The 25,580-nt window shown below is 64.8% G+C and carries 19 protein-coding genes and 1 tRNA gene; 13 read left to right on the top strand and 7 right to left on the bottom strand.

Translation table 11 applies throughout. The features are described from left to right. Positions 1 to 173: 173 nt before the first annotated feature. Entirely contained in the window at positions 174 to 911 is a 738-nt protein-coding gene (locus tag ABE093_RS05525; protein WP_430759828.1) for a FadR/GntR family transcriptional regulator, read from the bottom strand. Between the two features lie 140 nt (positions 912 to 1,051). On the opposite strand from ABE093_RS05525, the gene dgoD reads away from it, so the two are divergent. Further along, positions 1,052 to 2,197 (top strand): galactonate dehydratase, encoded by a 1,146-nt coding sequence (gene dgoD / locus ABE093_RS05520; protein WP_430759827.1) that lies wholly within the window; start codon positions 1,052 to 1,054, stop codon positions 2,195 to 2,197. A gap of 35 nt (positions 2,198 to 2,232) precedes the next feature. Further along, the gene (locus ABE093_RS05515; protein WP_430759826.1) at positions 2,233 to 4,077 is read left to right on the top strand and encodes a glycoside hydrolase family 35 protein; all 1,845 of its coding nucleotides are present in this window, start codon (positions 2,233 to 2,235) and stop codon (positions 4,075 to 4,077) included. Positions 4,078 to 4,138: 61 nt separating this feature from the next. On the opposite strand, the gene ABE093_RS05510 is transcribed toward ABE093_RS05515, so the two are convergent. Beyond that, positions 4,139 to 7,189: a TonB-dependent receptor gene (locus ABE093_RS05510; protein ID WP_430759825.1), complete on the bottom strand. Its 3,051-nt coding sequence runs from the start codon at positions 7,187 to 7,189 to the stop codon at positions 4,139 to 4,141. Between the two features lie 70 nt (positions 7,190 to 7,259). Then, the gene (locus tag ABE093_RS05505) at positions 7,260 to 10,580 is read right to left on the bottom strand and encodes a TIM-barrel domain-containing protein (RefSeq protein ID WP_430760096.1); all 3,321 of its coding nucleotides are present in this window, start codon (positions 10,578 to 10,580) and stop codon (positions 7,260 to 7,262) included. 346 nt (positions 10,581 to 10,926) lie between these two features. Between ABE093_RS05505 and ABE093_RS05500 the strand changes: the two genes are divergently transcribed. From ABE093_RS05500 to ABE093_RS05485, 4 genes are read left to right on the top strand one after another with little or no spacing between them, the layout of a single operon-like run. After that, positions 10,927 to 12,081 (top strand): SIS domain-containing protein, encoded by a 1,155-nt coding sequence (locus tag ABE093_RS05500; protein ID WP_430759824.1) that lies wholly within the window; start codon positions 10,927 to 10,929, stop codon positions 12,079 to 12,081. Next, positions 12,074 to 13,054 carry an ROK family protein gene (locus ABE093_RS05495; protein WP_430759823.1) on the top strand — a complete coding sequence of 327 codons (981 nt, stop codon included), beginning with the start codon at positions 12,074 to 12,076 and terminating at the stop codon, positions 13,052 to 13,054. Before ABE093_RS05500 ends, ABE093_RS05495 begins: the two co-directional genes overlap by 8 nt. A 1-nt stretch (position 13,055) precedes the next feature. Next, on the top strand, positions 13,056 to 14,357 hold the full coding sequence (locus tag ABE093_RS05490; protein ID WP_430759822.1) for a D-tagatose-bisphosphate aldolase, class II, non-catalytic subunit: 1,302 nt from the start codon (positions 13,056 to 13,058) through the stop codon (positions 14,355 to 14,357). Between the two features lie 9 nt (positions 14,358 to 14,366). After that, a complete protein-coding gene (locus ABE093_RS05485; RefSeq protein ID WP_430759821.1) occupies positions 14,367 to 15,164 on the top strand; it encodes a DeoR family transcriptional regulator in 798 nt (265 codons plus the stop codon). Here ABE093_RS05485 and ABE093_RS05480 read toward each other — a convergent pair. Next, positions 15,161 to 15,646, bottom strand: coding sequence for a GAF domain-containing protein (locus ABE093_RS05480; protein ID WP_430759820.1), 486 nt, complete (start codon positions 15,644 to 15,646; stop codon positions 15,161 to 15,163). The two genes, ABE093_RS05485 and ABE093_RS05480, sit on opposite strands and share 4 nt — an antisense overlap. Positions 15,647 to 15,688: 42 nt before the next feature. Between ABE093_RS05480 and bioD the strand changes: the two genes are divergently transcribed. Continuing rightward, positions 15,689 to 16,324 carry a dethiobiotin synthase gene (gene bioD, locus ABE093_RS05475; RefSeq protein ID WP_430759819.1) on the top strand — a complete coding sequence of 212 codons (636 nt, stop codon included), beginning with the start codon at positions 15,689 to 15,691 and terminating at the stop codon, positions 16,322 to 16,324. Continuing rightward, positions 16,321 to 17,148, top strand: coding sequence for a helix-turn-helix domain-containing protein (locus ABE093_RS05470; RefSeq protein WP_430759818.1), 828 nt, complete (start codon positions 16,321 to 16,323; stop codon positions 17,146 to 17,148). Before bioD ends, ABE093_RS05470 begins: the two co-directional genes overlap by 4 nt. Positions 17,149 to 17,232: 84 nt before the next feature. Here ABE093_RS05470 and ABE093_RS05465 read toward each other — a convergent pair whose 3' ends face one another. After that, positions 17,233 to 17,628 carry a phasin family protein gene (locus ABE093_RS05465; protein ID WP_430759817.1) on the bottom strand — a complete coding sequence of 132 codons (396 nt, stop codon included), beginning with the start codon at positions 17,626 to 17,628 and terminating at the stop codon, positions 17,233 to 17,235. A gap of 102 nt (positions 17,629 to 17,730) precedes the next feature. Then, positions 17,731 to 18,090: a 6-carboxytetrahydropterin synthase QueD gene (gene queD / locus ABE093_RS05460; RefSeq protein ID WP_430759816.1), complete on the bottom strand. Its 360-nt coding sequence runs from the start codon at positions 18,088 to 18,090 to the stop codon at positions 17,731 to 17,733. 125 nt (positions 18,091 to 18,215) lie between these two features. On the opposite strand from queD, the gene ABE093_RS05455 reads away from it, so the two are divergent. The 5 genes from ABE093_RS05455 (at position 18,216) to ABE093_RS05435 (ending at position 25,469) form a co-directional block, all read left to right on the top strand. After that, positions 18,216 to 18,728 carry a hypothetical protein gene (locus ABE093_RS05455; RefSeq protein ID WP_430759815.1) on the top strand — a complete coding sequence of 171 codons (513 nt, stop codon included), beginning with the start codon at positions 18,216 to 18,218 and terminating at the stop codon, positions 18,726 to 18,728. Positions 18,729 to 18,759: 31 nt separating this feature from the next. After that, positions 18,760 to 19,938, top strand: a complete 1,179-nt coding sequence (gene iadA, locus ABE093_RS05450) for a beta-aspartyl-peptidase (protein WP_430759814.1) — start codon at positions 18,760 to 18,762, stop codon at positions 19,936 to 19,938. 17 nt (positions 19,939 to 19,955) lie between these two features. Next, a complete protein-coding gene (locus ABE093_RS05445; protein WP_430759813.1) occupies positions 19,956 to 20,801 on the top strand; it encodes a cyanophycinase in 846 nt (281 codons plus the stop codon). A gap of 47 nt (positions 20,802 to 20,848) precedes the next feature. Next, positions 20,849 to 23,632: a cyanophycin synthetase gene (gene cphA, locus ABE093_RS05440; protein WP_430759812.1), complete on the top strand. Its 2,784-nt coding sequence runs from the start codon at positions 20,849 to 20,851 to the stop codon at positions 23,630 to 23,632. A gap of 652 nt (positions 23,633 to 24,284) precedes the next feature. Then, complete coding sequence (locus ABE093_RS05435) at positions 24,285 to 25,469, top strand: glutamate ligase domain-containing protein (protein WP_430760095.1); 1,185 nt, start codon at positions 24,285 to 24,287, stop codon at positions 25,467 to 25,469. Here ABE093_RS05435 and ABE093_RS05430 read toward each other — a convergent pair. After that, positions 25,426 to 25,502 (bottom strand) — tRNA-Met (locus tag ABE093_RS05430). The two genes, ABE093_RS05435 and ABE093_RS05430, sit on opposite strands and share 44 nt — an antisense overlap. Between the last annotated feature and the right edge of the window lie 78 nt (positions 25,503 to 25,580).

The following is a 25,580-nucleotide window of genomic DNA, read 5'->3' as shown; positions in this document are numbered from 1 at the left end:
ATCATATAAACGATAATCAGAGCGCAACGCAACAATCAAGACCGGAACGGCAGTTTTCGGCAATAAAAATCGCGAATGCGACGCACGGCCGGCAAAGCGCAAGGTGGACCTATGGCCGGCTTTCGATTGAAGTCGGTTTCAGCGCAAGTTCGTGCAGCTACAGGCTTTCGATTTCAGCCCTTGGCGCTGCGACGCGCCCGCGGCCTGTTCGCGGGCGTGTTGTCGATCAACTGCATGACTTCGCTCAGCAATGCTTCCATCGCACGGAAAGCACGCACGCCATCGCCGGCGGCGATCGCGGTGTAAACGCGGCGATGATCGGGCAGATTGGCGCGCGCCACGCCCTTGGCGCGATTGGTTCGCGGGATCGAGAAACGCAATGCGGTCGCAACCAGGTCGCGCAGCTGCGCATAGAGGCGATTGCCGCTCGCGCGCAGGATCGCGACATGGAACGCGATGTCGGATTCGAGGGGATCGTCATCGCCATATTCGGCGGCGTGCATGCGTTCCAGTGCGTCCTCGATGGCCTGCAACGCGGCCGCATCGGCCAGGTGCGCCGCGAGCATCGCGGCGCGCGGCTCGATGGCGAGGCGCATCTGGGTGAATTCCGCAAGAAGCTGCGGCGAAAACTTGCGTTCCAGCGTCCAGCGCAGGACGTCGGGATCCAGCAGGTTCCACTGCGCTTCCGGCTCGACGATCGTGCCGCGGCGCGGGCGGGCGCTGAGCAGGCCCTTGGCCGTCAGCATCTTCACGGCTTCGCGCAGCACGCTGCGGCTCGCCTGGAGTTCGATGCAGAGCTGCGCTTCGGTCGGGAACGGGCGATCCGGTCCGTAGACCCCGGTGACGATCGCAACGCCCAAAGTTTCGACCAGTCGCCGTGTCAGGTTGTTGCTGTTCGCGCTGCGCGTCATCTGGGTGCCGTGTGTGGAGCGGGTTGCAATCGTTCCGGAGTCAGGATTCTGCCAGATCCGCCCTGCGCCGCGATGGTGTTGAATTATTTTGTATGATAAATATGCTTGCGTGAACCGCGCCCCTGCGCGAAGAGGAGCCCATGGGCAAGATTGCTCGCATCGAAACCTTCCGCACGCCGCCGCGCTGGCTGTTCGTTCGCATTGAAACGGAATCCGGTGCGGTCGGGTGGGGCGAGGCCAGCCTCGAAGGCCATGCCGAAGCGGTGGAGGGTGCGTTCGCCGCGTTGCGCGATCGTTTCATCGGCGTGGATGCCGCGAACATCGAGGACATCTGGCAGACCGCGTACCGACTCGGCTTCTATCGCGGCGGGCCGGTATTGATGTCGGCGCTGTCGGGACTCGACCAGGCCTTGTGGGACATCAAGGGGCGCACGCTTGGCGTTCCGGTCTGGCAATTGCTGGGTGGGCGCGTGCGCGATCGCGTTCCGGTCTATGCATGGATCGGCGGCGACCGTCCTTCCGAAGTCGAACATGCCGCGCGCGAACGCATGCGCCAGGGCTTCAAGGCAGTGAAGATGAACGCCACCGAAGACATCGACTGGTTGCCCAGTCCGCGTGCCTTCGACGACGTGCTCGAACGTGTCGCCGTGGTGCGCGATCTCGGACTCGATGTCGCCCTCGATTTCCACGGGCGCGTGCACAAACCGGCCGCGCGCCAGCTCGCGCGCTTGCTCGAGCCGCTGCAACCCTTGTTCATCGAGGAACCGTTGCTGGGGGAACATCCGGAAGCGATTCGCCAGTTCGCGCAATCGACGTCGTTGCCGGTCGCGCTCGGGGAGCGCCTCTACAGCCGCTGGGACTTCAAGCCATTCTTCGAGGCCGCCGCAGTCGATGTCATCCAGCCGGACTTGAGCCATGCCGGCGGAATCTCGGAATGCCGGCGCATCGCCGCGCAGGCGGAAACCTACGATGTCGCGTTGGCGCCGCATTGCCCGCTCGGGCCGATCGCATTGGCGGCCTGCATGCAGGTCGGGCTGGCCTCGCCCAATCTCGCGATCCAGGAAATGTCGCTCGGGATCCACTACAACACCGATGGCTACGATCTGCTGACCTATCTGCGCAATCCGCAGGTATTCGCGATCGGCGATGGCATGGTCGATGCACTCGCTGGTCCGGGACTCGGCATCGAGATCGACGAGGCCCGCGTGCGCGAAGCCGCGCGCACGGGCCACGCCTGGCGCAATCCGGTCTGGCGCGGCGCCGACGGCAGCATCCGCGAATGGTGAACAACAATCGAACTCATGGATTTACGGGAGCACACATGAAACTTCGTACCTGCGCATTGGCACTGGGAATGCTCGCGGCGATTTCCGCATATGCCGATACCCCGGCGCGGCGCCACACGTTCGCCGTCGAAGGCGATCATTTCGCGCTGGACGGCAAGCCGTTCGTGATCCGCGCCGGCGAGCTGCACTATGCGCGCGTGCCACGTGCCTACTGGCGTGCACGCATGAAGATGGCGAAGGCATTGGGCCTCAACACCATCACCACCTACGTGTTCTGGAACCTGCACGAACGCCAGCCCGGGCAGTGGGATTTCAGTGGCGATCTCGACATCGCCGCGTTCGTGAAGATGGCGCAGGAAGAAGGTCTCTACGTCGTCCTCCGGCCTGGTCCCTACATCTGCAGCGAATGGGATTTCGGCGGTTATCCGGCATGGCTGCTCAAGACGCCCGGCCTGCGCGTACGCAGCCTCGATCCGCGCTTCATGCAGGCGGGCGGCAATTACCTGAAGCACGTGGGAGAACAGCTGGCGTCGCTGACCGTGTCGCGCGGTGGCCCGATCATCATGGTGCAGGTGGAGAACGAATACGGATCGTTCGGCAACGACCATGACTACATGGCGGCGGTGAAGCAGCAAGTCATCGACGCCGGTTTCGATGCGCAGTTCTTCCACGCCGATGGTCCGGGCCGCTCGCTCTTCGATGGCGGCGGATTGCCCGGCCTGCCCGGCGTGCTGAATTTCACCGGCGGACCGAAGGATGCCGACGAGGCATTCAAGTGGTTCGCGACGTACAGTCCCGGCGCGCCACGCATGGTGGGCGAATACTGGGCCGGCTGGTTCGACCACTGGGGCGAGAAGCACCACACCACCGATCCGGCGAACGAAGCCGCCTTCATCGACTGGCTGCTCGCGCGCGACATCTCCTTCAACCTCTACATGTTCAACGGCGGCACCAGCTTCGGCTATACCGCGGGGGCCAACTACGCGAAGGATCCGCCGTACCAGCCGGACACCACCAGCTACGACTATGACGCGCCGGTCGATGAGGCCGGACGCGTCACGCCGAAGTTCCAGTTGCTGCGCGATGCGATCGCGAAACATCTGCCCGCAGGCGAAACGTTGCCGGCGATTCCCGACAACCCGGCGATGATCGCGATTCCACGCTTCGAATTGAGCGAATCGGTTTCGCTGCTCTCGGCGCTGCCGACACTCGCGAAACCGGTTGCGTCGGAGTATCCGAAGACGATGGAAGAGCTTGGCCAGGACTTCGGCTACGTGCTGTATCGCCACCGCATGGACAAGTCGCAGACCGCGGCGCTCGATGTCGGAGAGGCGCGCGATCGCGTCACCGTGATGGCCGATGGCAAGCCACTCGCGACGCTGTATCGCGGCGCCAGCCAGCACAAGACCGCGCCGCTCGCGTTGGCGCAAGGGCAGACACTTGATCTGCTGGTCGAGAATATGGGTCGCATCAATTTCGGCGCCAAGCTGGTCGACGAACGCAAAGGCCTCGTTCGTGGCGTCGAATTCGGCGATGACGAACTCTCGAAGTGGCAGATGTATTCCCTGCCGTTGCGCGACTTGTCAGGCCTGAAGTTCGGCAAGGCCAATCCGGCACCAGGCCCGATGTTCTGGCGCGGCCATTTCGCCTTGCCAAAAGTCGGCGACACCTTCATCGACATGCGTGGCTGGAACCACGGACAAGTGTGGGTGAACGGCCACCACCTCGGTCGCTACTGGAAGGTCGGGCCGCAACAAAGCCTCTACCTGCCGGGCGTGTGGCTGCACCCGGGCAAGAACGAGATCATCGTTCTCGACGACGAGCCCGGAACCATCCGCAGCGTGCAGGGGGTGGCGGATCCGGTGCTCGGGACGCATTGATGCCGGACAAAGAAAAACCGCCGCTTTCGCGGCGGTTTTTCGTAAGACATCGCGATGAAGGTCAGAAGGTGTATTCCGCGGTCAGGCGCACCGAACGCGGCGCTTGCCGCCCGGTGATCTGGCCGTAGGTGGCGCTGACCGTTCCATCGTCTTTTTCATGCGAATCGTTCATGCGTGTCGTGGTTTGCGTGTTGAACACGTTGAACACGTCGGCCTTGAGGCTCACGCCCTTGATGAAATGGGGCTTGTAGATGAAGTTCAGGTCCAGGCGACTGGTCCAGGGCAGGCGACCACCGGTACCGCGTGGCGCGGGCACGCCGTTGCAGTAGAAGTAGGACGAGCCGTAGCCGAAGTCTTCATACGGATAATTGCCCGTGCAGCTGCGTGGCGCGCCCGAGACCACTTCCAGATTGGCTCCGACGATGATGTCCGGGTGGACCTGCACGAAGCCGTACGCCTTGATCGCATGACGATGGTCGTTGGCGAGGTAGCCGTAGGAGTTGTACATCAGTTCCTTGTGGTCGTCACTGACGGTCAAGCCAACGTCGCCGCCGCCGACCGAATCGGTCTGGCCTTCCTGATTGCCCTTGCTGTAGGAGAGCGTGTAGGTCAGCTTGCCGTACCAGCCGTTGCTGAAGGGATGCTCGGCGAAGAGATTGAGCGACTTGTAGCTCCGCTTGGGGCGCGGTGTGCCCCATTCTTCCGCGGTGATGTCCACGCGACGAAGGCCTGCGCCGTCGCCGAAGTCCACCAACATGCTGTTGTTGCGTCCCGGATTCATGATGGCGCAGTTGAAGCCGGCGTAGTTGCTGGCATCGACGCCGTTGCGCTTCGCCCAGGCATCGATGGGGCGCTGGTCGCAGGTGTCGTCCAGCGTGTCGTTGAGCCTGCGATAGAGCAGGCTGGCACCGACGATGTATGCCTTGGACATGACGTGTTCGACGCCCACCGCGAACTCGTCCTGCGAGAACGGCTTGAGGTCGATGGCCACCAGCGAGCGCGGATCCGGGGTCTGCCCATAGGCGTTGTTGACCGAAACGATTCCACTGATGGCATGCAGGCCGGTCGGTGCGCCGGTAGCGGGATCGACGCCGGTATAGGTGTAGTACTTGCTGGTGGAGAGCAGCCCGGTGGCGACGTTGCTGGACAGGCTGGAGGGCACCGGCAGGTGATAGCGACCGACATTGGCGTACACCTTGGTGGTGCCGTCACCCATCATGTCCCAGCTGAGAGCCAGGCGCGGCGCAACCATGTTCCGCTGCGAGATCAACTCGCGACCGAAGCTGTCGTTGTTGGTGAACTGCTCGCGACGCAGGCCCAGATCGAGCAGCAGGCGCGGCGTGACCTGCCAGCGATCCTGGATGTACTGGGCCGACTGCACGCTGGTCGGATGCGCGATCTTGGACTGGAAATTCTGGCTGACGTAATAGCCCTGCGGGCCGTAGCCGCCGCCCTGGGCCAGCGTCTCGGTCGCGCCGAAGGGCTTGTAGTTCGGGTTGGCGGAGTACTGGTAAGCCCAGCGCGAGCCACCCGCCAACTCGTTGCCCACCGTGGAACTGATCAGCATGCGATCGATGCCGGCGCGCAGATCATGTTTGCCCCACTGGTATTCGACATCGAAGCGGCCACCCTTCTGGCGGTCGCCGGAGCCGTTCGCCACCAGCAGGCCGGTGATGGGCTGGGGATCGTTGTAGGTCAGGCCGGGCACGCGCGAGGTCACGCTGGAGCTGGTTTGGGCCAGTGTCGGATCGTAGCCCCAGGGCGTGCGCACGTGCGAAGTGCGCGAGTCGCCGTAAAGCGCCGTGATCGTCAGTTTGTCGGTGAGATAGCCGGTGTACTTGGCAATGGTGAGATTGGAACCAGGAACGCAGTAGCTGTTGTTTGGACAATTGTTGATGTAGGTGTTGCCGCCGCCGCCCGGCACGCCGTTGGAGCTGTGGGTGGCGTAGTTGTAGCCGAAGTTCTGCGACTGCAAAGTGGTGCGGTCGTACATCTTCGTGACTTCGAAGTGGTGGTTGTCCGTCAGGTTGTAGTCGAGCTTGAGCAGATAATGCTCCACCTTGGTGTTGCTGACGTTCCAACCGTTTTTGAGTTGGGATGCGGTCGAGGTGGGCGTGGCGGCAATGGATTCGGAATCGGTGCGTGTCTGCTCCGCCGCAAGGAACGCGAACAGCTTGTTCCTGATGATCGGGCCGCCGAGGTAAAGGCCATAGACCTTGCTGGTGGAGGTGTTGCCCTTGTTCCAGTATTGCAGGGTGCCATCCGTTGCCGGATTGGCGCCCGTGTCGGGGTACAGGGTGTTTGCCGGATTACCGCGCAGGCCGCCCGGGATCACCGAATACTTGCCCCCCACATGCCACGTGTTGCTACCGCTTTTCGTGGTGATGTTGATGACGCCGCCCGTCGAGCGTCCGAACTCGGCGCCGTAGCCGCCGGTGAGCACCTGCATGTTGTCGATGGCGCCGAACGGAAGCTCGGCTGCGCCCACCTGGGTGAGGATATTGGTGACCGGGAAGCCGTTGACGTAGTAGGCGTTCTCGGACGCGCCCGAGCCGCCGATCTGCGGCGTGCTGCCGTACTGGCCGTTGGTGTTGTGGGTCACGCCCGGGGTCAGCTGGATCACTGAATTCACGTCGTTGGCGACGGGCAGGGTCTGCAGCTCCCGGGCGGTGAGCGTCACGCCGTTATTGGTGGTCGTGGTGTCGATGCGGTGCGCACTGCCAGTCACGACGACCGAGCCGAGATCCTTGTCGCCCGCACCGGAACCCTTGCCGCTGCCATAGCTCGCTTCGACGCCGCTGCCGAGCAAGGCATCGACCTCGGATGTGTTGACGACCTGGTCGCCGCGCATCACCCGGACCTGGTAATGGCCTGGCGGCAACGAATTGGCACTGTAACGGCCATTGGCATCGGGCTGGATCGTGCGTGCAGCACCGGTTGCGCTGTTCACGAGGACGACGCGTACATCGTTGCCGGCGGGCACGGTGCCGTAGATGGTGGTGGTCGCGTTCGACTGCGCCATGACAGGCATCGAAGCAACAAGGCCGAGGCCAAGAGCGACTGCGAGTGCGCAACGGCTCATCTTGGGAAGGCGGTGGTTTTGGTGCTTCATCCTTGTCTCCTGGCGAAAAGCCGATATGGACTTGCGAGTGGTTCGGGGTGGGAGGAAATGACGCCCGTGATCAGGGCGTCGAGGTGATTGATGCGTTATCGCCCTGCTGTCCGATGAGCAAGGCATTGGCCCAGTTGCCGCAGACCTTGGGCGATTGCGCGCCGAGCGTGCGCAGGCTCAGGGTGTGGGCGCCGCGGATGTCGAGTTCGGGCTTGACCACGCCCGGCGCCTTCACCACGCCGCTGTCGTAGAGCAGGCGACCGTCGCTCCACACCTGGAAGCGCAGGCTGCCGGCATCGCGACAGCTGTCGTCGACGCCGAGGTCGGCGCGCAGCAAACGCCAGCCGCCATCGAGCTTCAGGTCGATGCGACTGCTGGCGCCAACCCCAAGACCATGCTGGAAGCGCAGGCCGTTCATCTGCAGCGGCGACTTGCCGTCGTGGGCGTGGTCGCGCGCAACGCTGTTCGCCAGCTTCGCCGGCATTGGCAGTTCGGACAGATAGCGTTGCTGTTCCGGGCGATCGCTGGCCTGGTACTCGAGGACGTGGAAGGTCGACAGCGTGATCGGGCCGACGTCGCGTGGTTGCAGGGCATCGTAGGCACGCGTGTTGTCGCCGCCCGCCGCGGCCAGCACCATCGGATCGGTGTTGCTGGCGTTGTCGCCTTCGGGGTTCTGCACGCTCAGCACGCGGAAGCGCAGCAGGCGTCCGGCGTGCGGCGCGAATTCGATCTTCTGCGTGCCTTGCAACAGCTTGAGCTGGCCGCGTGCGATCGGTTCGCCCCATTCGCCGTTGCTGTCGGCCATGTAGATCTCGTAGTCGCGGATCTGGCCGTACTTCCAGTTCTTGTCGTTGCGCGGCGCCAGCTCGATGCCGTCGATCAACTTGCGCTCGCCGAAACCGATGGTCCATTCGTGCGCGCCGGTGTGGATCGCCTGGTTGCGCACGGTGCGGAACCAGGTGCCGGCATCGTCGTCGAAGGCGTTTTCCAGCGCATGCCCGGGCTCTTCGGCCGGACGATTGACCACCACCATGCTGTCGGCGGGCAAGGCGCGACCCAGTGCCGGAGCGCTCGGGAACACGTCGTCGGCAGGCGCGGCTGCAGTCGGGATATCGAGGCGGATATCGTGCGCGCTGCGGATGTCGAACGCGGCCGTGCGGACATGCACGCTGCCATGGCGATCGTTGCCATCGAAGGTCCAGCCCTCGTTCGCCGTTGCCAGCGCTTTTTGATCGGCGAGGAAAGGCAGTGCGCGGCCATCGATCTGCACGGCATCGGGGCGCTGGCGACTCAGCACGCGCAAGGCATAACGACGCTGCGGCAATTGGCCGGCGTACTGGCCTTTCACGCCATCGAGATGGATGCGCACTTCGCCGCTGCCCTGCGCCGGCGCCTGCACGGCGATCGTCTGCTCGCTGGATTCGCCCTGCTGGTAGCGACGCGTGTTGCCGTCGTCCTCGTACAGCGTGTAGTGCGATTCGCCTTGCGGGTAGAGGTCGAACGTCACTTCGTCGAGCGGCTTTTCGCCGTCGAACAGCATCTCCGGATACATCGGCAGGATGGCGCCGGCGCGCACGAAGATCGGCAGCGTCTTCAGTTCGACCTGGCGATCGATCTGCACGCCTTGCGCGGGCGCGCTCACCTGGCGGCCATCCCAGTAATCGATCCAGCGGCCCTGCGGCAGGTGGATGTCGCGACGCCAGCCGCGGCTCGCGGCCTGGCTGCGGTAGACCGGCGCGACCAGCAATTCGCGACCGAGCAGGAATTCGTATTTATGCGCTTCGGTCAGCGCCTGCGGATCCTGCGGGTTGTCCCACATCAGCCCGCGCACGATCGGCGCACCCGTGGTTTCCGCTTCGCGCGTCAGTCCGTACATGTACGGCGTCAGGCGCATCTTCAGCTTGAGGTAGTCGCGATTGATGCTGCGATACGGTTCGTCGAACGCCCACGGATGCTTGCGCTCGTTGGCCGACCAGCCCGACATGCCCATCAACACGGGCGTGAAGCTCTTCCACTGCAGGTCGCGGGTGAAGGTTTCCGGGCTGCCGCCGAAGATGCCGTCGACATCGCCGGTCGCATATGCGTAACCGGACAGCCCCGAACCGATGAGTGTCGGAATGTGCCAGCGGATGTAGTCCCAGCTGCCGCTCTGGTCGCCGGTCCACGCCACCGCGTAGCGCTGGATGCCAGCCCAGCCCATCACCGTCCACAGGAACGGACGCGAATCGGAATTGTTGAGGATACCGTCGTAGGCGGAATGGTTCGCGTCCATCGCGAACTGGTAGCCCTTGCCGGTCCAGGCAACATCGAGTTTCTGCACGCGGGTGCCGGCGGTGCCGACTTCCCACGCGATCTTGGCGACGCCGTTTTCCGTCCACAGCCCAGTGCGGAACCCGTATTTCTTCAAACCCTGCACCGTCTTCGGCAGGTCGGTGTAGCCGCAGCCGTAACCGTCGTTGGGCAGGATCCAGCCGCCCGGCATGTCGTTTTCGCGGTATTTCTTGGCGACGCTGTCGATGACATCGGGCGTGGTGCCGGTGGGGCCGTCGCTCCAGCCGGCGGGCACGGTGCCGGGCTTCTTCTTGTTGTCGCCGTCGTTGTAGCAATCGGCATCGCCGTAGGACAGTGCCCAGCGCGGCAACATCTTCGCGCGGCCGGTCAGCGCGGTGTAGCGATCGAGCAATGCATGGAGATCGGCGCCGACGAAGTAATAGGCATCGAAACGATCTTCCTTGTGCAGCAGCGTCGTCGCATCGGACTGGCGCAGATCGTAATTGCCGTCGCTCCAGGTGTTGCGCAACATGCCCCAGCCGCGCGAGCTCAGCAGCATCGGCGCGGGGCTTGGGCGATCGCCTTCCTCCCAGCCGCCGGAATAGGAGATCGGTAGTTCGCGGCCCTTGAATTCGAAACGACCGTTCTGCTGGCCGCCGCCGAAGAAGCGCTCGCCGGCATCGCTGGACAGCACCTGCACGCTCTGGTCTTTCGCGAGATCGAGCGGTTGCAGTTCGCGCCACAGCGCGGTCGCCTTGCCGCCTTCGATGCGATCAAGCGACAGCCGCAGCGGATGGCGTTGCACATGCAGCACCAGCGCATCGGTGCGGAAGCGGATCTCGTTGGCGTCCTGTTCGAGCGTTGCAGTCGTCTTGGTCGCGGCTTGCGGCATCACGATCGGCGTCGCCTTGTCGCCCGACGGCGACAGCACGCCGTTGCGTCCGGCCTGGACGCGGATCAGGTCGGCACGCAGGACGTCGATGCGCAGGCGGGCGCCGCTGGCGGTGATGATCTCCCATGCGGATCCGGCGTCATTGCCGGTGGCGGGTGCGACCGCACGAAGATCGCCGACGGCATCGGCCAGGGCCGGCTGGCCAACCGCCAGCAACGACAGCGCCATGGCGACCGCCAATCCGTTCTTGCGTAGTGCGTGACTCGACAAACCGACCCCCGAAGTACCGTTTGTAAGCGGCATGTGAAAGCGATGGGCCGACTCTAGGGCAGTATTTTTCGAAAAGTCAATAAAAATGAAAATAAAATGCAAGATTAATGCGGTAATCGAAAGATAAGGTAAGCCTGTGGTTTCGGAATCGCGCATTCAGGATGCAAAGGGAGCCCTTGGGCGTTGTGAGCTTGTGCTTGGCAGGTAAGGATCGATAACAAAACAGAAACTTTCTATTTATTTTCGATATTTGACATTTCGAAAGAAAATGGCCATCGTTGCCCGGTCCCCTCAGGCTCCAACCATGCACGCAACTCCGCTTTCAGACGCGACGACCTGGCAGCAATTGGGCGGCGGCCATACCCATGCGGAAATCGCCCAGCAGCCGGCGTTGTGGGACGAACTCGCCAACATCCTCGAACGAGAACAGGCAGCGCTCACGGCATTCCTTGGCGACTGGTTGAGTGATCCGCGGAACCGCGTGATCTTCACCGGCGCTGGCAGTTCCGGTTTCGTTGCCGAGATGGTCGCCGACCGTGTCAACGCGCAATGGCCGGCGGACGTGCGTGCGATCCACACGACGTCCTTGCTGACGCATCCCGACGACTACCTGGTGCGCGATCGCCCGACGTTGCTGGTGTCGTTCGGCCGCAGCGGTTCGAGTCCGGAAAGCGTCGCTGCCGTCGATCTGGTGCGCGACAAGGTCGCGACCACGCGTTTCCTCGACATCACCTGCAATGCCGAAGGCGAACTCGCGCGTCGTGGTCGTGGTCGCGACGATACCTTCACCTTGTTGATGCCGGCGGCGAGTTGCGATCGGGCGTTCGCGATGACCAGCAGCCTCACCTGCATGCTGCTGGCTGCGCTTGCGACGTTCGATGCCGCGCCGTGGTCGCAGCGTATCGCCCAGTTGCGCGCGGTCGCCACGCTCGGACAGGAAGCGCTGGGGCAGTGGGAAAACGTACTCGCGCAACTTGCCGCGAAACCGCATGCCCGCGTGATCTATCTTGGCAGCGGTCCGCTCGAGGGCTGGTCGCGGGAAGCCGCGCTCAAGTTGCTGGAACTCACCGCCGGTCGCGTGCCGGCATTCGCCAATACGCCGCTGGGGTTCCGCCACGGCCCGAAGTCGCTGCTCGACGGCGAGACGCTGGTGGTGGTCGCCCGCAGCGCGCAACCGCTCGCACGTCGCTACGAACGCGATTTGCTCGACGAATTGCGCCGTGATGGCGTGGCCGGCCAGGTGTTGTCGATCGGTCCAGTCGTCGACGGCGATGCCGATGACCTGGGCTTGCGCGTGCCGGAGTTGCCCGATGCATGGCTGGCGCCGGTGTGGCTGACGTTCGCGCAGCGCTATGCGTTGCGACGCTCGGCCGCACTCGGGTTCACGCCAGACAATCCCTTCCCGGACGGCACGGTCAATCGCGTCGTGCAGGGCGTGACCATCCATAGCCATGGCTGAGCCGGTCGGCGAACGCAGCATGCATCTCTGGTACGGCGTCGATGTCGGCGGTACCAAGATCGAGCTCGTCGCCTGCGATGACGCGTTGGAGGTCGTGCATCGCCAACGGGTGACGACGCCGACGCAGGACTATCCGGCCTTCCTCGATGCCGTCGCGGCGTTGGTGGCGAATGCCGACGCCGAACTCGGACGGCAGTGCGATGCCATCGGCATCGGCCTGCCGGGCGTGGTCGATCGCGAGAGTGGACTGGGTTTCAGCGTGAACATTCCGGCGATCACCGGCAAACCCGTTGTCGCCGATTTGCGCGCGCGTCTGCAGCGACCGCTGTGCATCGGCAACGACCTGCAATGCTTTGCCATCTCCGAAGCGAACGGCGGTGCCGCAGGTGGTTATCCGACGATGATCGGCGCCATCCTCGGCACCGGCGCGGGTGGCGGTTATTGCATCGATGGGCGACTGGTGTCCGGTTACAACGGCCTCGGCGTCGAATGGGGGCACTGGACGGTGCCGGCGACGCTGGTCGCGAAATACGGATTGCCGATCCACGACTGCGCCTGCGGCTTGCAAGGCTGCGTCGAATGCTATGTCTCCGGGACTGGACTGGCACGACTGCATCGCCATCTGGGCGGCGACGCGGCCGACGCCGGCGCGGTGATCGCGGCGGCACGGTCGGGCGATGCGGCGGCGACGCGTGCACTGGCAATCCATCTCGACGTGCTCGGTCATGCGCTGGCCGACGTGGTGAAGGCTTTCGATCCGCATGCGATCGTGCTCGGTGGCGGATTGTCGAAACTGGAATCGCTCTATCGCGATCTTCCGATGGCGATTGCCACGCATCTTTTTCGCAATACCAGGGTTCCACCGATCCTGCCGCCGGTGTTCGGCGATGCCGGTGGCGCCCGCGGCGCCGCGTTGCTGGCGCGCCAGCACGGTGCAGTAGTGAATCCACCCACAGAACCGTTCGGAGCCTGACGTGTCCCTTCTCCAGTCCATCATCGACGCACATCGCGCTGGCGAAGCGGTCGGGATCTGCAGCGTCTGCTGCAGCAACGATCAGGTGCTGCTCGCCGCGATGGATGTCGCCGACGAATACGGCACGCCCTTGCTGGTCGAAGCGACATCGAACCAGGTCGACCAGTTTGGCGGCTATACCGGGATGACGCCGGTGCAGTTTCGCGAATACCTGCTGGAACTTGCGCGCAGGCATGGCTTCCCGCGCGAGCGCCTGATCCTCGGCGGCGATCATCTCGGTCCCAATGCCTGGCAGAAATTGCCGGCCGCAGAAGCGATGGCGCATGCGCAGGAATTGATCCGCGCCTATGTCGCCGCGGGCTTCGAGAAGATCCATCTCGATTGCAGCATGTCCTGCGCCGATGATCCGGTGCCGTTGCCCGACGAGATCGTCGCCGAGCGTTCGGCATTGCTCGCGCGCATCGCCGAAACGACGGCCGCGAACGCCGGATTGCCACCGCCGGTCTACGTGATCGGCACCGAAGTGCCGACGCCGGGTGGCGAGGCATCGCTGGATGTCGGTTTGCAGGTGACGACGCCGCAGGCGGCAGCCAAGACGCTGGACATCCATCGTCAGGCATTCTCCGCGCCCGACCTTGAAGCCGCATGGCAGCGCGTCATCGCGATGGTGGTGCAGCCGGGCGTCGATTTCGATCACAGCGATGTCCATCACTACGATCCGGAAGCGGCGAAAGAATTGTCGCGCTTCCTCGAAGCGCAGCCGCGCATCGTCTTCGAGGCGCATTCCACCGACTACCAGACGGAAAGCTCGCTGCACGCACTGGTGCGCGATCATTTCGCCATCCTCAAGGTCGGCCCGGCCGCGACCTTCGCCTATCGCGAAGCCCTGTTCGCGCTGGCGGCGATGGAGGACGCGCTGGTGCCGGAAGCCGAACGCTCGAATCTCGTGGCCGTGCTCGATGACGCCATGGTGCGCAATCCGAAGAACTGGCAGCAGCACTACCACGGTGATGCCCACCAGCTGCAACTACTGCGCAAATACGCCCTGAGCGACCGTTGCCGCTATTACTGGGGCGATCCCGCGGTGCAGGCGGCGGTCGATACGCTGGTCGCCAACCTGCGTCACCAGGTGCCACCGAAGATGCTGGTCAGCCAGGTCCTGCCGGAGCAGGCACGCGCGCTGTTCGAAGGCCGCCTGCAGGACGATCCGCTCGCTTTGGTTCGAGACAAGGTTGCCGGGCGGCTGGGCGAATATGCCCGCGCCTGTGCCCGCAATCGCGCCGCAGCGCGCGTGGCAGGATAATCTCAAGTCATGCAGTCAACGCCGCCCGTCATGCGCAATACCCGACGCCGCAGGGAACAGATCCTCCAGTCGCTGGTCGAGCACGGCAGCGTCCATGTCGCCGATCTGGTCGAGCGCTTCGACGTGTCGTCGGTCACCATCCGCAGCGATCTCACCCACATCGAATCGCAGGGGCTGGCCACGCGTACGCATGGCGGCGCGACCCTGGTCCGCACGCCGCCGCAGGAACAGGACATCCACGAGAAGGATGTGCTGAACCATCCGATCAAGGACGCCATCGGCGCGCACGCGGCGCGGCTGGTCAAGCCCGGCGACAACATCATCATCGATTCCGGCTCGACCACGATGATGCTGGCGCACCACCTGCGCGATCACCACGACCTGATCGTGATGACCAACGGCCTCAATATCGCCTGGGAGCTCGCGAATGCACCCGGCGTGGAATTGCGCCTGACCGGCGGACTGCTGCGCAAGCAGGCGTTGTCGCTGCAGGGCGCGCAGGCCGAGGCCAGCCTCAATTCCTACGGCTTCGACACCTTGTTCCTCGGCGTCGACGGGTTCGACCTGCAATTCGGCCTGACCACCCACGACGAAGCCGAAGCCAACCTCAACCACCGCATGGTCGAGCGCGCACGCAAGGTGGTGGTGCTGACCGATGCCTCGAAGTTCGGGCGCGTCAGCCTGCATCGCATCGCCCGGCTCGACCAGGTCCACACCGTCATCACCGACGGCAGCATCAGCAGCGAATACAGCGAGGGCCTGCAGCGCCTCGGGATCGAATTGATCGTGGTGGACGCGGGCGCCTAGGCCAGCGACTTCACGAAGACCGCGGCGATCGCTTCCAGTCCGTGCTGGTCTTCCTCGTCGAAGCGCGCCGGTTCCGGGCTGTCGAGGTCGAACACGCCGATCAGCGAACCATCGGCGGCAACCAGCGGCACCACCAGTTCCGAACGCGATGCCGAATCGCAGGCGATGTGGCCGGGGAAGGCGTGCACGTCTTCCACGCGCTGCGTGGTGCGGGTACGCGCGGCGGCGCCGCAGACGCCCTTGTCGAGCGGGATGCGCACGCAGGCCGGCAGGCCCTGGAACGGACCGACCACCAGCTCGGTGCCGTCGTAGAGATAGAAGCCGACCCAGTTGAGCGCGGGCAACGCGTTGTAGACCAGCGCCGACAGATTCGCGGCGTTGGCGATACGGTCGCGCTCGTCGTGGAGCAGGGCTTGGGCCTGCTCTAGCAGCTGCGCGTACTGTTCCGGCTTGCTGCCGGCGAGGGTGGCGGTGGTGAACATCGGCACAGTTTATCGCGGCCGACTTCTGGCGATAATGAAAGAATGAACGCGCTCCCCCGTAATTGTTATGTGACCGGTACCGATACCGGCATCGGCAAGACGCATGCCTCGGCGTGGCTGCTGCGCCAACTCGCGCGGGAAGGTCGCCGCGTCGTCGGCATGAAGCCGGTCGCCAGTGGTTGCGCGTGGCGCGATGGCGAATGGCGCAGCGAGGATGCCGAAGCGCTGATCGCGGCATCGAATGTCGAAGCGCCCTATGCCGACGTCAATCCGTATGCACTGGAATTGCCGCTGGCGCCGGAGCTCGCCGCGCGCGATGCCGGCGTCGTCATCGATCCGATCAATCTCGTGGCTGCGCATTTCCGCTTGTCGCGGATCGCCGATGGCGTGGTCGTCGAAGGCGTTGGCGGTTGGCTGGCGCCATTGATGCCGCAGCTGGAGCAATCGGAGCTGGTGCGTTCGCTCAACCTGCCGGTGGTGATGGTAGTCGGCCTGCGCCTCGGCTGCGTGCACCAGGCACGTGCGACCGCGCGCGCGATCCTCGCCGATGGCTGCGACCTGGTCGGCTGGATCGGCAACAGCATCGATCCCGCGATGTCGCATCGCGAAGACAACATCGCCATCCTCGATCGCGTGTTGCCGGTGCCGCGACTCGCCGTCCTGGAATGGGAAGGTTGAGCGACGCGATGAGGCATCCGCCGATCGGGCACCTGCTGCGCGAATGGCGCGGACTGCGCCGCCTCAGCCAGCTCGACCTCGCGCTGGAATCGGGCATCTCCACCCGTCATCTCAGCTACATCGAAACCGGCAAGGCGCAGGCGGGCCGTGGCGTGCTGGCGCGGATCGCCGACGTGCTGGCGATGCCGTTGCGCGAACGCAATGCCTTGATGGTCGCCGCCGGTTACGCCCCGCATTACGCCGAAACCGCGTTCGACGCGCCGGCGCTGGACATGATGCGACGCGCGGTCGGCCTGATCGTCGCCCATCAGGAACCGTATCCGGCCTTCGTGCTCGATCGTTACTGGAACGTGCTGCAGGTCAACGACGGCGCGATCCGCGTCAATGATCTGGTGATGTCGGGACGCCGGAGTCCGCACGGCAATATCCTCCACCAGGTGTTCGACCCCGCGGACATCCGCGCCTTCATCGTCAACTGGGAAGAGGTCGCGGAAAAATTCATCCGCCACCTCCACCAGGAAATCGCCGCTTCTCCGGGCGATGGCAGGGGACAGGCTCTGCTCGAGGACATCCTGCGTTATCCCGGCGTGCCCAAGGACTGGCTGCATCGCGATGCCCTCGGGGCGCCGTCGCCGATCCTGACGATGACCTTCCGCAGCAGTCGCGGCGAGCTCAGCTTCTTCGAAACCATCACCACCTTCTCGACGCCGCGCAACGTGACGCTGGACGAGATGCGCATCGATTGCGCCTTTCCCGCCGACGACCACACCGCTGCCGTCTGCGCAGCGCTTGCCGCCGAGGCACGGGCGACGAACGGACACTGATCGCGGCAACGACTGCGAAGGACATAAAAAAAGCCCGGCCGAAGCCGGGCTTTCCACAACCACGAGGTAAAGCGTGAAACGGTATTACTTGCGGCGACCGGCGGTCTTGGCGACCTTCTCGACCTGCTCGGTGGCCTTCTTGGTGGCCTGCTCGAACTGACCCTTGGCGATCTGGCCGATGGTCTCGTTGGTCTTGATGGTGGACTCGTAGGCTTCCTGGCCGGCAACAACCGAGCGCTCGATGTTCTCGCGGGCGATCTGGACGCCGGCCGGAACGACTTCGCGCAGACCGTTGAGGTCACGGACGTCGAGCAGCTGGTTGAAGTAGGCGAAAGCGGCGCCGGTGTTTTCTTCGAAAGCGGCGAGCTGCAGGCCGAACACGTGCTCGACGTTCTGCAGGGCGAGGCGGTTGATGTGCGCGGCAGTCTCAGCGTACTGGCGCGTGTTCGCGGCGAACTGGTCGTTGAACTGCTGGTACATGGTGATGCTCCGTATGAAACCGGCGGAATGCCGATTTGTGCGTCGCAGCATAACCCGGATTTTTGTGCAATGCAACAAGAGCCGGAAAGATTTCTAAACGATTCAGTTTTGGCCGGTGTAGCGGCAGCCCGAGGTGCAGGTCTCATGGACCACGATCTCGGCCAGCAGGGGCAGCTGCGGCTTCAGGCGGTCCCAGATCCAGATGGCCAGGCGTTCGCTGGTCGGGTTCTCGAGGCCGGGGATGTCGTTGAGGTAGTGGTGGTCCAGCTGGTCGTACAGGGGCCGGAAAGCAGCCTTGATGTCGGCGAAGTCCATCACCCAGCCGGTGTCCGCGCCGGGTTCGCCGCGCACGCGCAGTTCGACCCGGAAGCTGTGGCCATGCAGGCGCGCGCACTTGTGGCCTTCCGGCACATTGGGCAGGCGGTGCGCGGCTTCGAGGGTGAAGACTTTGAAGATATCCATGCGGCGCATATTGTCGCAGGTATTCCCGCCGCGGCCTGATTGGTCCGGGTGTTGCCGGCTGAATCGGTCCGGTCGTCGGGAATATGCTTTGTATGCTGGGCTTGGGCCAACCCGGGACGATCGCGATGCGCCAGAACGCCAATGCCGGTTCATCCATCGGAAGCACCGCCGGAACCTTGCTCCTCGTCGCCGCTGCGATGGGGGCGATCGATCTCGCCATTGCCGCGATCTACTGGAATATCCCGCTGGAACGCATCCTGCGCTCCGTCGCGCGCTGGTTCGTCGACGTCAGGTCGATGGCGCCATTGGCGGCGGCGGTGACGGGCGCCTTCGTGCAGTTGGCGATGATGTTGCTGATGATCCTCGGTGCGGTCCCGTTGGGCCGCTTGTTCGAATCCGGAAAGCCGGCGGTCCGCATCGCGATGCTCGGCGTGCTCTATGGCGGCGCCTTCTACATCTTCCAGTTCCATGTCCTGTTGCCGATCTTCCATCCGCTGCCCGATCTGGGTCTGCGCTGGGAGTTGGCGTGCATCGCCGATTACGCGCTGTTGCTGGGACCGTGCGCGCTCACCTTGGTTCATCTTCTGGCCCGGCCATCGCCAATGCCCCGCGGGCACATCATGGCCGCGCCTGCTTGACGGTTTCCGGCCACCCCCGCACGCTGCGGTGATGGCCAATTTGCTGCTGTTGCTCCGTAATGCCGATGTATATGCGCCCGATGCGCTCGGACCTCGCCATCTGTTGATCGGAGGCGGCAAGGTGTTGTGGATGGGCGAGAGCGAGCCGGCACTGCCGGCGGCGCTGGAGGTCGAGGCGCTCGATCTCGCGGGTTTGCGCCTGATTCCCGGTTTGATCGACGGCCATGTCCATGTCACTGGCGGGGGCGGCGAAGCCGGATTCGCCAGCCGGGTGCCGGCGCCATCGCTGTCGCGCTACACCACGGCCGGGGTGACTTCGGTGGTGGGATTGCTGGGGACGGATGACGCCGCGCGCGGGACTGCGGAATTGCTGGCGCAGGTGTATGCCTTGCGCGAGTCGGGATTGTCGGCGTGGGGGTATTGCGGCGGCTACCACTTCCCGCCGACCACGTTGACCGGCACAGTGCGCGGCGACATCGCCTTCGCCGAACCGTTGATCGGCGTCGGTGAAGTGGCGATCAGCGATCATCGTTCCAGCCAGCCAACGCTCGACGAAGTCTTGCGGCTGGCCTCCGAAGCGCACGTGGCCGGCCTGATGACCGGCAAGGCCGGCATCGTCCACCTGCATCTCGGCGATGGCGTGCGTGGCCTGGAACTGGTGCGGCAGGCGCTCGACACCAGCGAATTGCCGCCACGGGTATTCCAGCCGACGCACGTGAATCGCAGGAAGGCCCTGTTCGAGGAATCGCTGGCGTTGGCCCAGCGCGGCTGCCATGTCGACATCACCGCCTTCCCGGTCGAGGAGGGCGAGGACGCGTGGCCCGCCGATGAGGCCTTGCTGCGTTATCTCGCCAGCGGTGCGCCAGTGGAACGGGTCAGCATCAGTTCCGATGCTGGCGGTTGCCTGCCCTGCTTCGATGGCGAGGGGCGCGTCTGCGGCATGGACGTCGGTCATTCCGGCGCGTTGCTGGAAACGTTGAATGCACTACTGGCGCGCGGCCTGCCCCTCGAGCAGGCATTGCCGGCCTTCACCCGCAATCCGGCGGCGCTGCTGCGCCTGCGCGGCAAGGGCACGATCGCGGCCGGTGGCGATGCCGACCTGGTCGTGCTGGATGGCACCGGCGCGGCGCATCACGTCTTGCTCGGCGGCGTTTTCCACGTGCGCGCGGGCGTGGCGGTGGTGCGTGGTATGTTCGAACATCAACACTGAGGGGGAAATCGCAGCACATGTGTCCCAGCAAGGTCGCCGATGGCGCGCAGCGTGGTTGGATCGTTCCCATTGGCGGTGCGGAGGACAAGGAAAGCGACATGCGCGTGCTGCGCAGGTTCTTCGAATTGTGTGGCGGCAAGGGCGCGGAAATCGCGGTGATTCCCACCGCCAGCCGTCTCAATGAGACCGGCGGGCGTTACGAACAGATCTTCGGCGGGATGGGCGCGCGCAACGTCAACGTGCTCGATTTCGACACCCGCCGCGATGCCCACGAACGCAACCGCATCGCCCGCATCGAGCAGTCGTCCGGCATCTTCATCACCGGCGGCAACCAGTTGCGGCTGTCGACCATCCTCGGCGGTACGCCGGTGGCGCAGGCGATCCGCGCCTGCAATGCCCATGGCATCCCGGTGGGTGGCACCAGCGCTGGCGCCGGCATCCTCAGCGAACACATGATCGCGGGTGGCGAAAGCGAATCGGCCACGCCCCATGCCAATGGCGTGCGTCTCGCGCCTGGGCTCGGACTGACGAATCGCGTCGTCATCGACCAGCATTTCCGCCAGCGCGATCGCCTCGGTCGCCTGCTCGCCGCGCTGGCCTGCAATCCGTTCGCGATTGGCCTCGGCGTGGATGAGGACACCGCGGCCTTCATCGGCCCGGACAACACCCTGGAAGTGGAAGGCAGCGGCGCGGTCACGGTGGTCGACGCCGACGGCCTGCAGTTCTCCTCGATGGCGCAAGTCGGTGGCGATGCACCGGTGTGCATGCTCGGCGTGCAGTTGCACGTCCTCACCGCGGGCGCCACCTTCAATCTGGAAACACGCAGGGCCGCGGCGGGCACGCTGTCGACAGTGAAGGAATAGCACTCCGTACACGAACAACGCACACGAATAATTGGAAAGGGAGTTTCATGCGCATCCTCAATCGCAATGTCTACGTCGGTCCGTCGCAGTACGCGCGTTTCCCGGTCATCCGCCTCGAACTCGATCTCGGTGCGCTGGAGCAATGGCCGACCGCGAAGCTGGGCGACGCCTTCATCGACGGTCTGTTGCAGGCGTTGCCGGGGCTGGCCGAACATGGCTGTTCGTATCGCGAGCCGGGCGGTTTCGTCCGCCGCATGCGCGAGGGGGACGGCACCTGGCTCGGACATGTGCTGGAACATGTGGCGATCGAATTGCAGAACGTCGCCGGCGAAGACGTCACCTTCGGCAAGACCCGCAGCATTTCCGACGATCGTCCTGGTGTGTATTCGGTGGTTTATGAATATGCGCAGCGCGAGGAAGGCATCGCCGCAGGCGAACTGGCGCTGAAGTTGCTGGATTCGCTGCTGCCGGCGGAATTGCGCACGGCGACCGACCGCGCGTGGAACTGGGAAGAAGAACGCGACGGCTTCATCCGCTATGCGCAACGGCGCGCACTGGGGCCGTCCACCGCGTCGCTGGTGCGCGCGGCGGAAGAGCGCGGCATCCCGTGGCTGCGCCTCAACGAACAATCGCTGGTGCAACTCGGCCACGGCAAGTACCAGCAGCGCATCCAGGCCACGGTGACCGGGCGCACGCCGCACATCTCGGTGGAATTGGCCAGCGACAAGGAGGAGACCAACAAGATCCTGGCCTCGCTCGGACTGCCGGTACCGCGCCAGGAACTGGTGCAGAACGCCGATGGCGCGTGGCGCGCGGCGCGACGCCTGGGCGGAACCGTGGTTCTGAAGCCGTACAACGGCAACCACGGTCGCGGCATCACCATCAATATTTCGGAGGAAGACGACGTCCGTGCCGCGTTCGATGCGGCGCGCGAGCATTCGCGTTCGGTGATCGTTGAAACGTATCTCGCCGGCGACGATCATCGCCTGCTGGTGGTCAACGGCGAACTGGTCGCGGCGACCAAACGTACGCCCGGCCATGTCGTGGGCGACGGCCAACGCACGGTGGCGGAACTGGTCGAGATCGTGAACGGCGATCCGCGTCGCGGCATCGGCCATGAGAAGGTGCTGACCAAACTCCAGCTCGATCGCGAGGCCGAATTGATGCTGGAACGCGCCGGTCACACCACCGGCTCCGTGCCGAAGGATGGCGAAGTGGTGCCGCTGCGTTCCACCGCGAACCTCTCGACCGGCGGCACCGCGACGGATGTCACCGACATTATCCATCCCGACAATCGCGCCATGGCCGAGCGTGCGGTGCGCGCGATCGGACTTGATGTCGGCGGCGTCGATTTCCTCACCACCAATATCGCCGAGAGCTACAAGACCATCGGTGGCGGCATTTGCGAAGTCAATGCCGCACCCGGCTTCCGCATGCACATTGCGCCCAGCGAAGGTACGTCGCGCGATGCCGCCGGCCCGGTGATCGACATGCTGTTCCCGCATGGCACGCCGTCGCGCGTGCCGATCGCCGCGGTGACCGGCACCAACGGCAAGACCACCACCGCGCGCATGCTGGCGCACATCGTCAAGATGGCCGGCTACACACCCGGACTGACCACCACCGATGGTGTCTACATCGACGGCCAGCGCACGGTCGAAGGCGACATGACCGGCCCGGTGTCCGCGCGCATGGTGCTGGCCGATCCGCAGATCGACATCGCAGTGCTGGAAACCGCGCGCGGCGGCCTGTTGCGCGCCGGCATGGGCGTGCCCGAAGTCGACGTCGGCGCAGTCATCAACATCGCGTCCGATCATCTCGGCCTCAAGGGCATCGACACGCTGGAGCAACTCGCCGAGATCAAACGCATCGTGGTCGAGGTCGCGCGCGAATGCGCGGTGCTGAACGCCGACGATCCCAACGTGCTGAAGATGTCCGGCTATACCGATGCCAAGGTCATCTGCTACGTCACAATGAACCCGTCGCATCCGCTGGTGCGCGAACACATCCGCGCCGGTGGTCGCGCCTGCGCGCTGGAAGCCGGCGTCAACGGCCACATGATCACGCTGTACGACAAGAGCAGCCACATCCCGCTGCTGTGGACGCACCTGATCCCGGCGACGCTGGAAGGGCGTGCGTTGCACAACGTGCAGAACGCGATGGTAGCTTCGGCAATGGCGTTCTCGCTGGGCATCAAGCTCGACGACATCCGCCACGGCTTGCGCACCTTCGACACCACCTTCTTCCAGGCACCGGGCCGGATGAACGTGTATGGCGAACATCCGTTCAAGGTCTTGATGGACTACGGCCACAACGCGCACGCGGTCGGGGTGATGGCCGATCTTGCCCAGCGTCTCGATGTCGGCGGTCGCCGCATCGTGGTGGTGGCCGGTCCCGGCGATCGTCGCGACGAAGACCTGCGCGAGATCGCCGCCGCGGTCGCCGGTCGTTTCGATCACTACGTCTGTCGCCGCGACGACGGCTTGCGCGGACGCGATGGCGATGAAGTGCCGCGCATTATCGCCAAGGCCTTGCAGGCGGCCGGCGTCGATGGCGACGCGATCAGCATCATTCCCGACGAACAGCAGGCGGTGGATGCTGCATTGCGGATGGCGCTGCCGGGTGACCTGGTGCTGGTGTTCGCCGATGCCCTGACCCGCACGTGGAAACAGATCATCCGTTTCCAGCCCGATGGCACGACGGCGGCACCCCAGGCGCGCGCGGAAGTGCCGGCGCTCGACGCGACGCTGGACGAACAACTGGTGGCGGCGATGGCAGGCGTGGTGCGCGACGAGCGCGGCCTGCGTTTCGAACGCGAGGAAAGCGATTGAGCGCCGTCCTGACGTGAACGCACCTTTCGAGGATTCGCGCCGGTTGACCGGCGCCAACCTGTATTTCGATGGACCGGGGGCCGCGTTGGAAGCGCTGGTCAAGCCGGCTCTTGGCAGCCTGGCGCCCGATGCCGCCGTACTGCAACGCTGGCGCGCGAACGTCCATCGCGCGCGCGCGGCGCTGGACTGGCCGGACGGCGCGATCGTGGTGCGCGAGCACGCCAGTGGTGCATCGCTGGCGTTCGCGGCGCCCATTGACCAGCTCTACACCGCAACCGAAGTCAACGAATGGGCGCTGTATGCCGCGCTCGGCCTGCGTGCCGCCGACACGCCGCTGGATGAGGAGGAATCACCGCGTCCGCATGTCGCCCATTTCGACGATGACGAAGCCTTGCGACAGCTGCGCGAACTCGCGTGCGCCGAAGCCAAGCCGGCGCTGGTCGCGTTGCTCGCTGCCGCGCATGCCCATGGCGTGCCCGCACATCCCGACGACGATGCGCTGTCGATCGGCGAGGGTGAAACATCGCGGACCTGGCCGCTGGATGCATTGCCGGCGGCGGATGCCGTGCCGTGGTCGCGGCTGCATGGCGTGCCCAAGGCGGTGGTGACCGGCTCCAACGGCAAGACCACCAGCGTGCGCTTGTTGGCCACGATGTTGCGTGCGCATGGGCTGCGCAGCGGCTACAGCAGTACCGATGGCCTGTTCGTCGATGGCGAACGCATCGAGGCCGGAGACTATTCCGGTCCGGTCGGTGCGCGCACGGTGTTGCGCCAGCCAAGCGTGCAGGCGGCAGTACTGGAAAGTGCGCGCGGCGGTTTGTTGCGGCGTGGACTGGTGGCGAACGATGCGCGCGTCGCGCTGGTCACCAATGTCGCTGCCGACCATTTTGGCGAATACGGCATCCACAGCCTGGACGATCTTGCGCAGGTGAAGCTCGTGGTCGCCAGGGCGCTCGCGGCGGATGGCACGCTGGTGCTCAACGCCGATGACCCGACGCTGGTGCGTGATGCTCCTGCGTTGTCCTCGCCACAGAAAATCGCCTGGTTCGCGCTCGATTTCGCCAATGCGCGCGCGCGCGGCCCGCGTGCCTGCGGTGTGCGTGGCGGTCGCCTGGTGCTGTGCGCCGATGAAAACGAATACGACCTTGGCGCCGTCGCCGCGATGCCGCTCACGGTCGCCGGCAGCGCGCGCTACAACATCGCCAACATCGCCGGGGCAGCGGTGGCTGCCCATGCGCTGGGGATTGCGCCGGAAACGATCGCCACCGTGCTGGCGCGCTTCGGCAGCGCGCATTCCGACAACCCCGGACGCCTGCAGTGCTGGCGATTGGGGGATGTCGATGCCTTGCTGGATTACGCCCACAATGCCGATGGCTTGCACGGGCTGCTGCAGGTTGCGCAAGGCTTGCGCCGCGATGGCCGGCTGGCATTGATCCTCGGCCATGCCGGCAACCGCACCGACCAGGAGTTGCGCGCGTTGGCCGACGTGGCGGTCGCGGCGAAACCGGATCGGATCTGGCTGAAGGACATCGGCGGCGACTACCTGCGTGGTCGCGCCTCCGGCGAAGTTGCGGCCTTCCTGCGCGATACCCTGCTTGCCGCCGGCATGTCCGGGGATGCGTTGCCGGTATGCCTCGACGAAGCCGAAGCCACCCGCCAGGCGTTGGCATGGGCGCAGGCGGGCGATCTGCTGGTGCTGCCGGTGCATGAACCGGCGCGTCGCGACGTGGTGGTGGCGCTGCTTGATGCGCTGCAGGCGTCGGGCTGGCGCGCTGGCCAGCGGTTGCCTGCAATGGTGGCTATGGGTGGACTCGAACCACCGACCCCAGCATTATGAGTGCTGTGCTCTAACCGGCTGAGCTACATAGCCGAACGCCCGCAAGGTGCGGGGAACCCGTAATTTTGCATGGCTGCGGGTGCGGCGTCAATGCTGTTGTTCCGTCACATT

Origin of the sequence: Solilutibacter silvestris (genome assembly GCF_050574925.1) — a bacterium.
Classification (GTDB): domain Bacteria; phylum Pseudomonadota; class Gammaproteobacteria; order Xanthomonadales; family Xanthomonadaceae; genus Solilutibacter; species Solilutibacter silvestris_A.
This window is presented reverse-complemented; position numbering and strand designations above follow the sequence as displayed.

Excerpts from the sequence above, each read along its gene's own strand:
- dgoD (WP_430759827.1), top strand. The coding sequence starts at position 1,052 with ATGGGCAAGATTGCTCGCATCGAAACCTTCCGCACGCCGCCGCGCTGG.
- ABE093_RS05455 (WP_430759815.1), top strand. The coding sequence starts at position 18,216 with ATGCGCCAGAACGCCAATGCCGGTTCATCCATCGGAAGCACCGCCGGA.
- iadA (WP_430759814.1), top strand. The coding sequence starts at position 18,760 with ATGGCCAATTTGCTGCTGTTGCTCCGTAATGCCGATGTATATGCGCCC.
- cphA (WP_430759812.1), top strand. The coding sequence starts at position 20,849 with ATGCGCATCCTCAATCGCAATGTCTACGTCGGTCCGTCGCAGTACGCG.
- ABE093_RS05445 (WP_430759813.1), top strand. The coding sequence starts at position 19,956 with ATGTGTCCCAGCAAGGTCGCCGATGGCGCGCAGCGTGGTTGGATCGTT.
- bioD (WP_430759819.1), top strand. The coding sequence starts at position 15,689 with ATGAACGCGCTCCCCCGTAATTGTTATGTGACCGGTACCGATACCGGC.
- ABE093_RS05485 (WP_430759821.1), top strand. The coding sequence starts at position 14,367 with ATGCAGTCAACGCCGCCCGTCATGCGCAATACCCGACGCCGCAGGGAA.
- ABE093_RS05525 (WP_430759828.1), bottom strand. The coding sequence starts at position 911 with ATGACGCGCAGCGCGAACAGCAACAACCTGACACGGCGACTGGTCGAA.
- ABE093_RS05505 (WP_430760096.1), bottom strand. The coding sequence starts at position 10,580 with ATGGCGCTGTCGTTGCTGGCGGTTGGCCAGCCGGCCCTGGCCGATGCC.
- ABE093_RS05465 (WP_430759817.1), bottom strand. The coding sequence starts at position 17,628 with ATGTACCAGCAGTTCAACGACCAGTTCGCCGCGAACACGCGCCAGTAC.
- ABE093_RS05515 (WP_430759826.1), top strand. The coding sequence starts at position 2,233 with ATGAAACTTCGTACCTGCGCATTGGCACTGGGAATGCTCGCGGCGATT.
- ABE093_RS05500 (WP_430759824.1), top strand. The coding sequence starts at position 10,927 with ATGCACGCAACTCCGCTTTCAGACGCGACGACCTGGCAGCAATTGGGC.
- ABE093_RS05495 (WP_430759823.1), top strand. The coding sequence starts at position 12,074 with ATGGCTGAGCCGGTCGGCGAACGCAGCATGCATCTCTGGTACGGCGTC.
- ABE093_RS05480 (WP_430759820.1), bottom strand. The coding sequence starts at position 15,646 with ATGTTCACCACCGCCACCCTCGCCGGCAGCAAGCCGGAACAGTACGCG.
- ABE093_RS05435 (WP_430760095.1), top strand. The coding sequence starts at position 24,285 with ATGTTGCGTGCGCATGGGCTGCGCAGCGGCTACAGCAGTACCGATGGC.
- queD (WP_430759816.1), bottom strand. The coding sequence starts at position 18,090 with ATGGATATCTTCAAAGTCTTCACCCTCGAAGCCGCGCACCGCCTGCCC.
- ABE093_RS05510 (WP_430759825.1), bottom strand. The coding sequence starts at position 7,189 with ATGAAGCACCAAAACCACCGCCTTCCCAAGATGAGCCGTTGCGCACTC.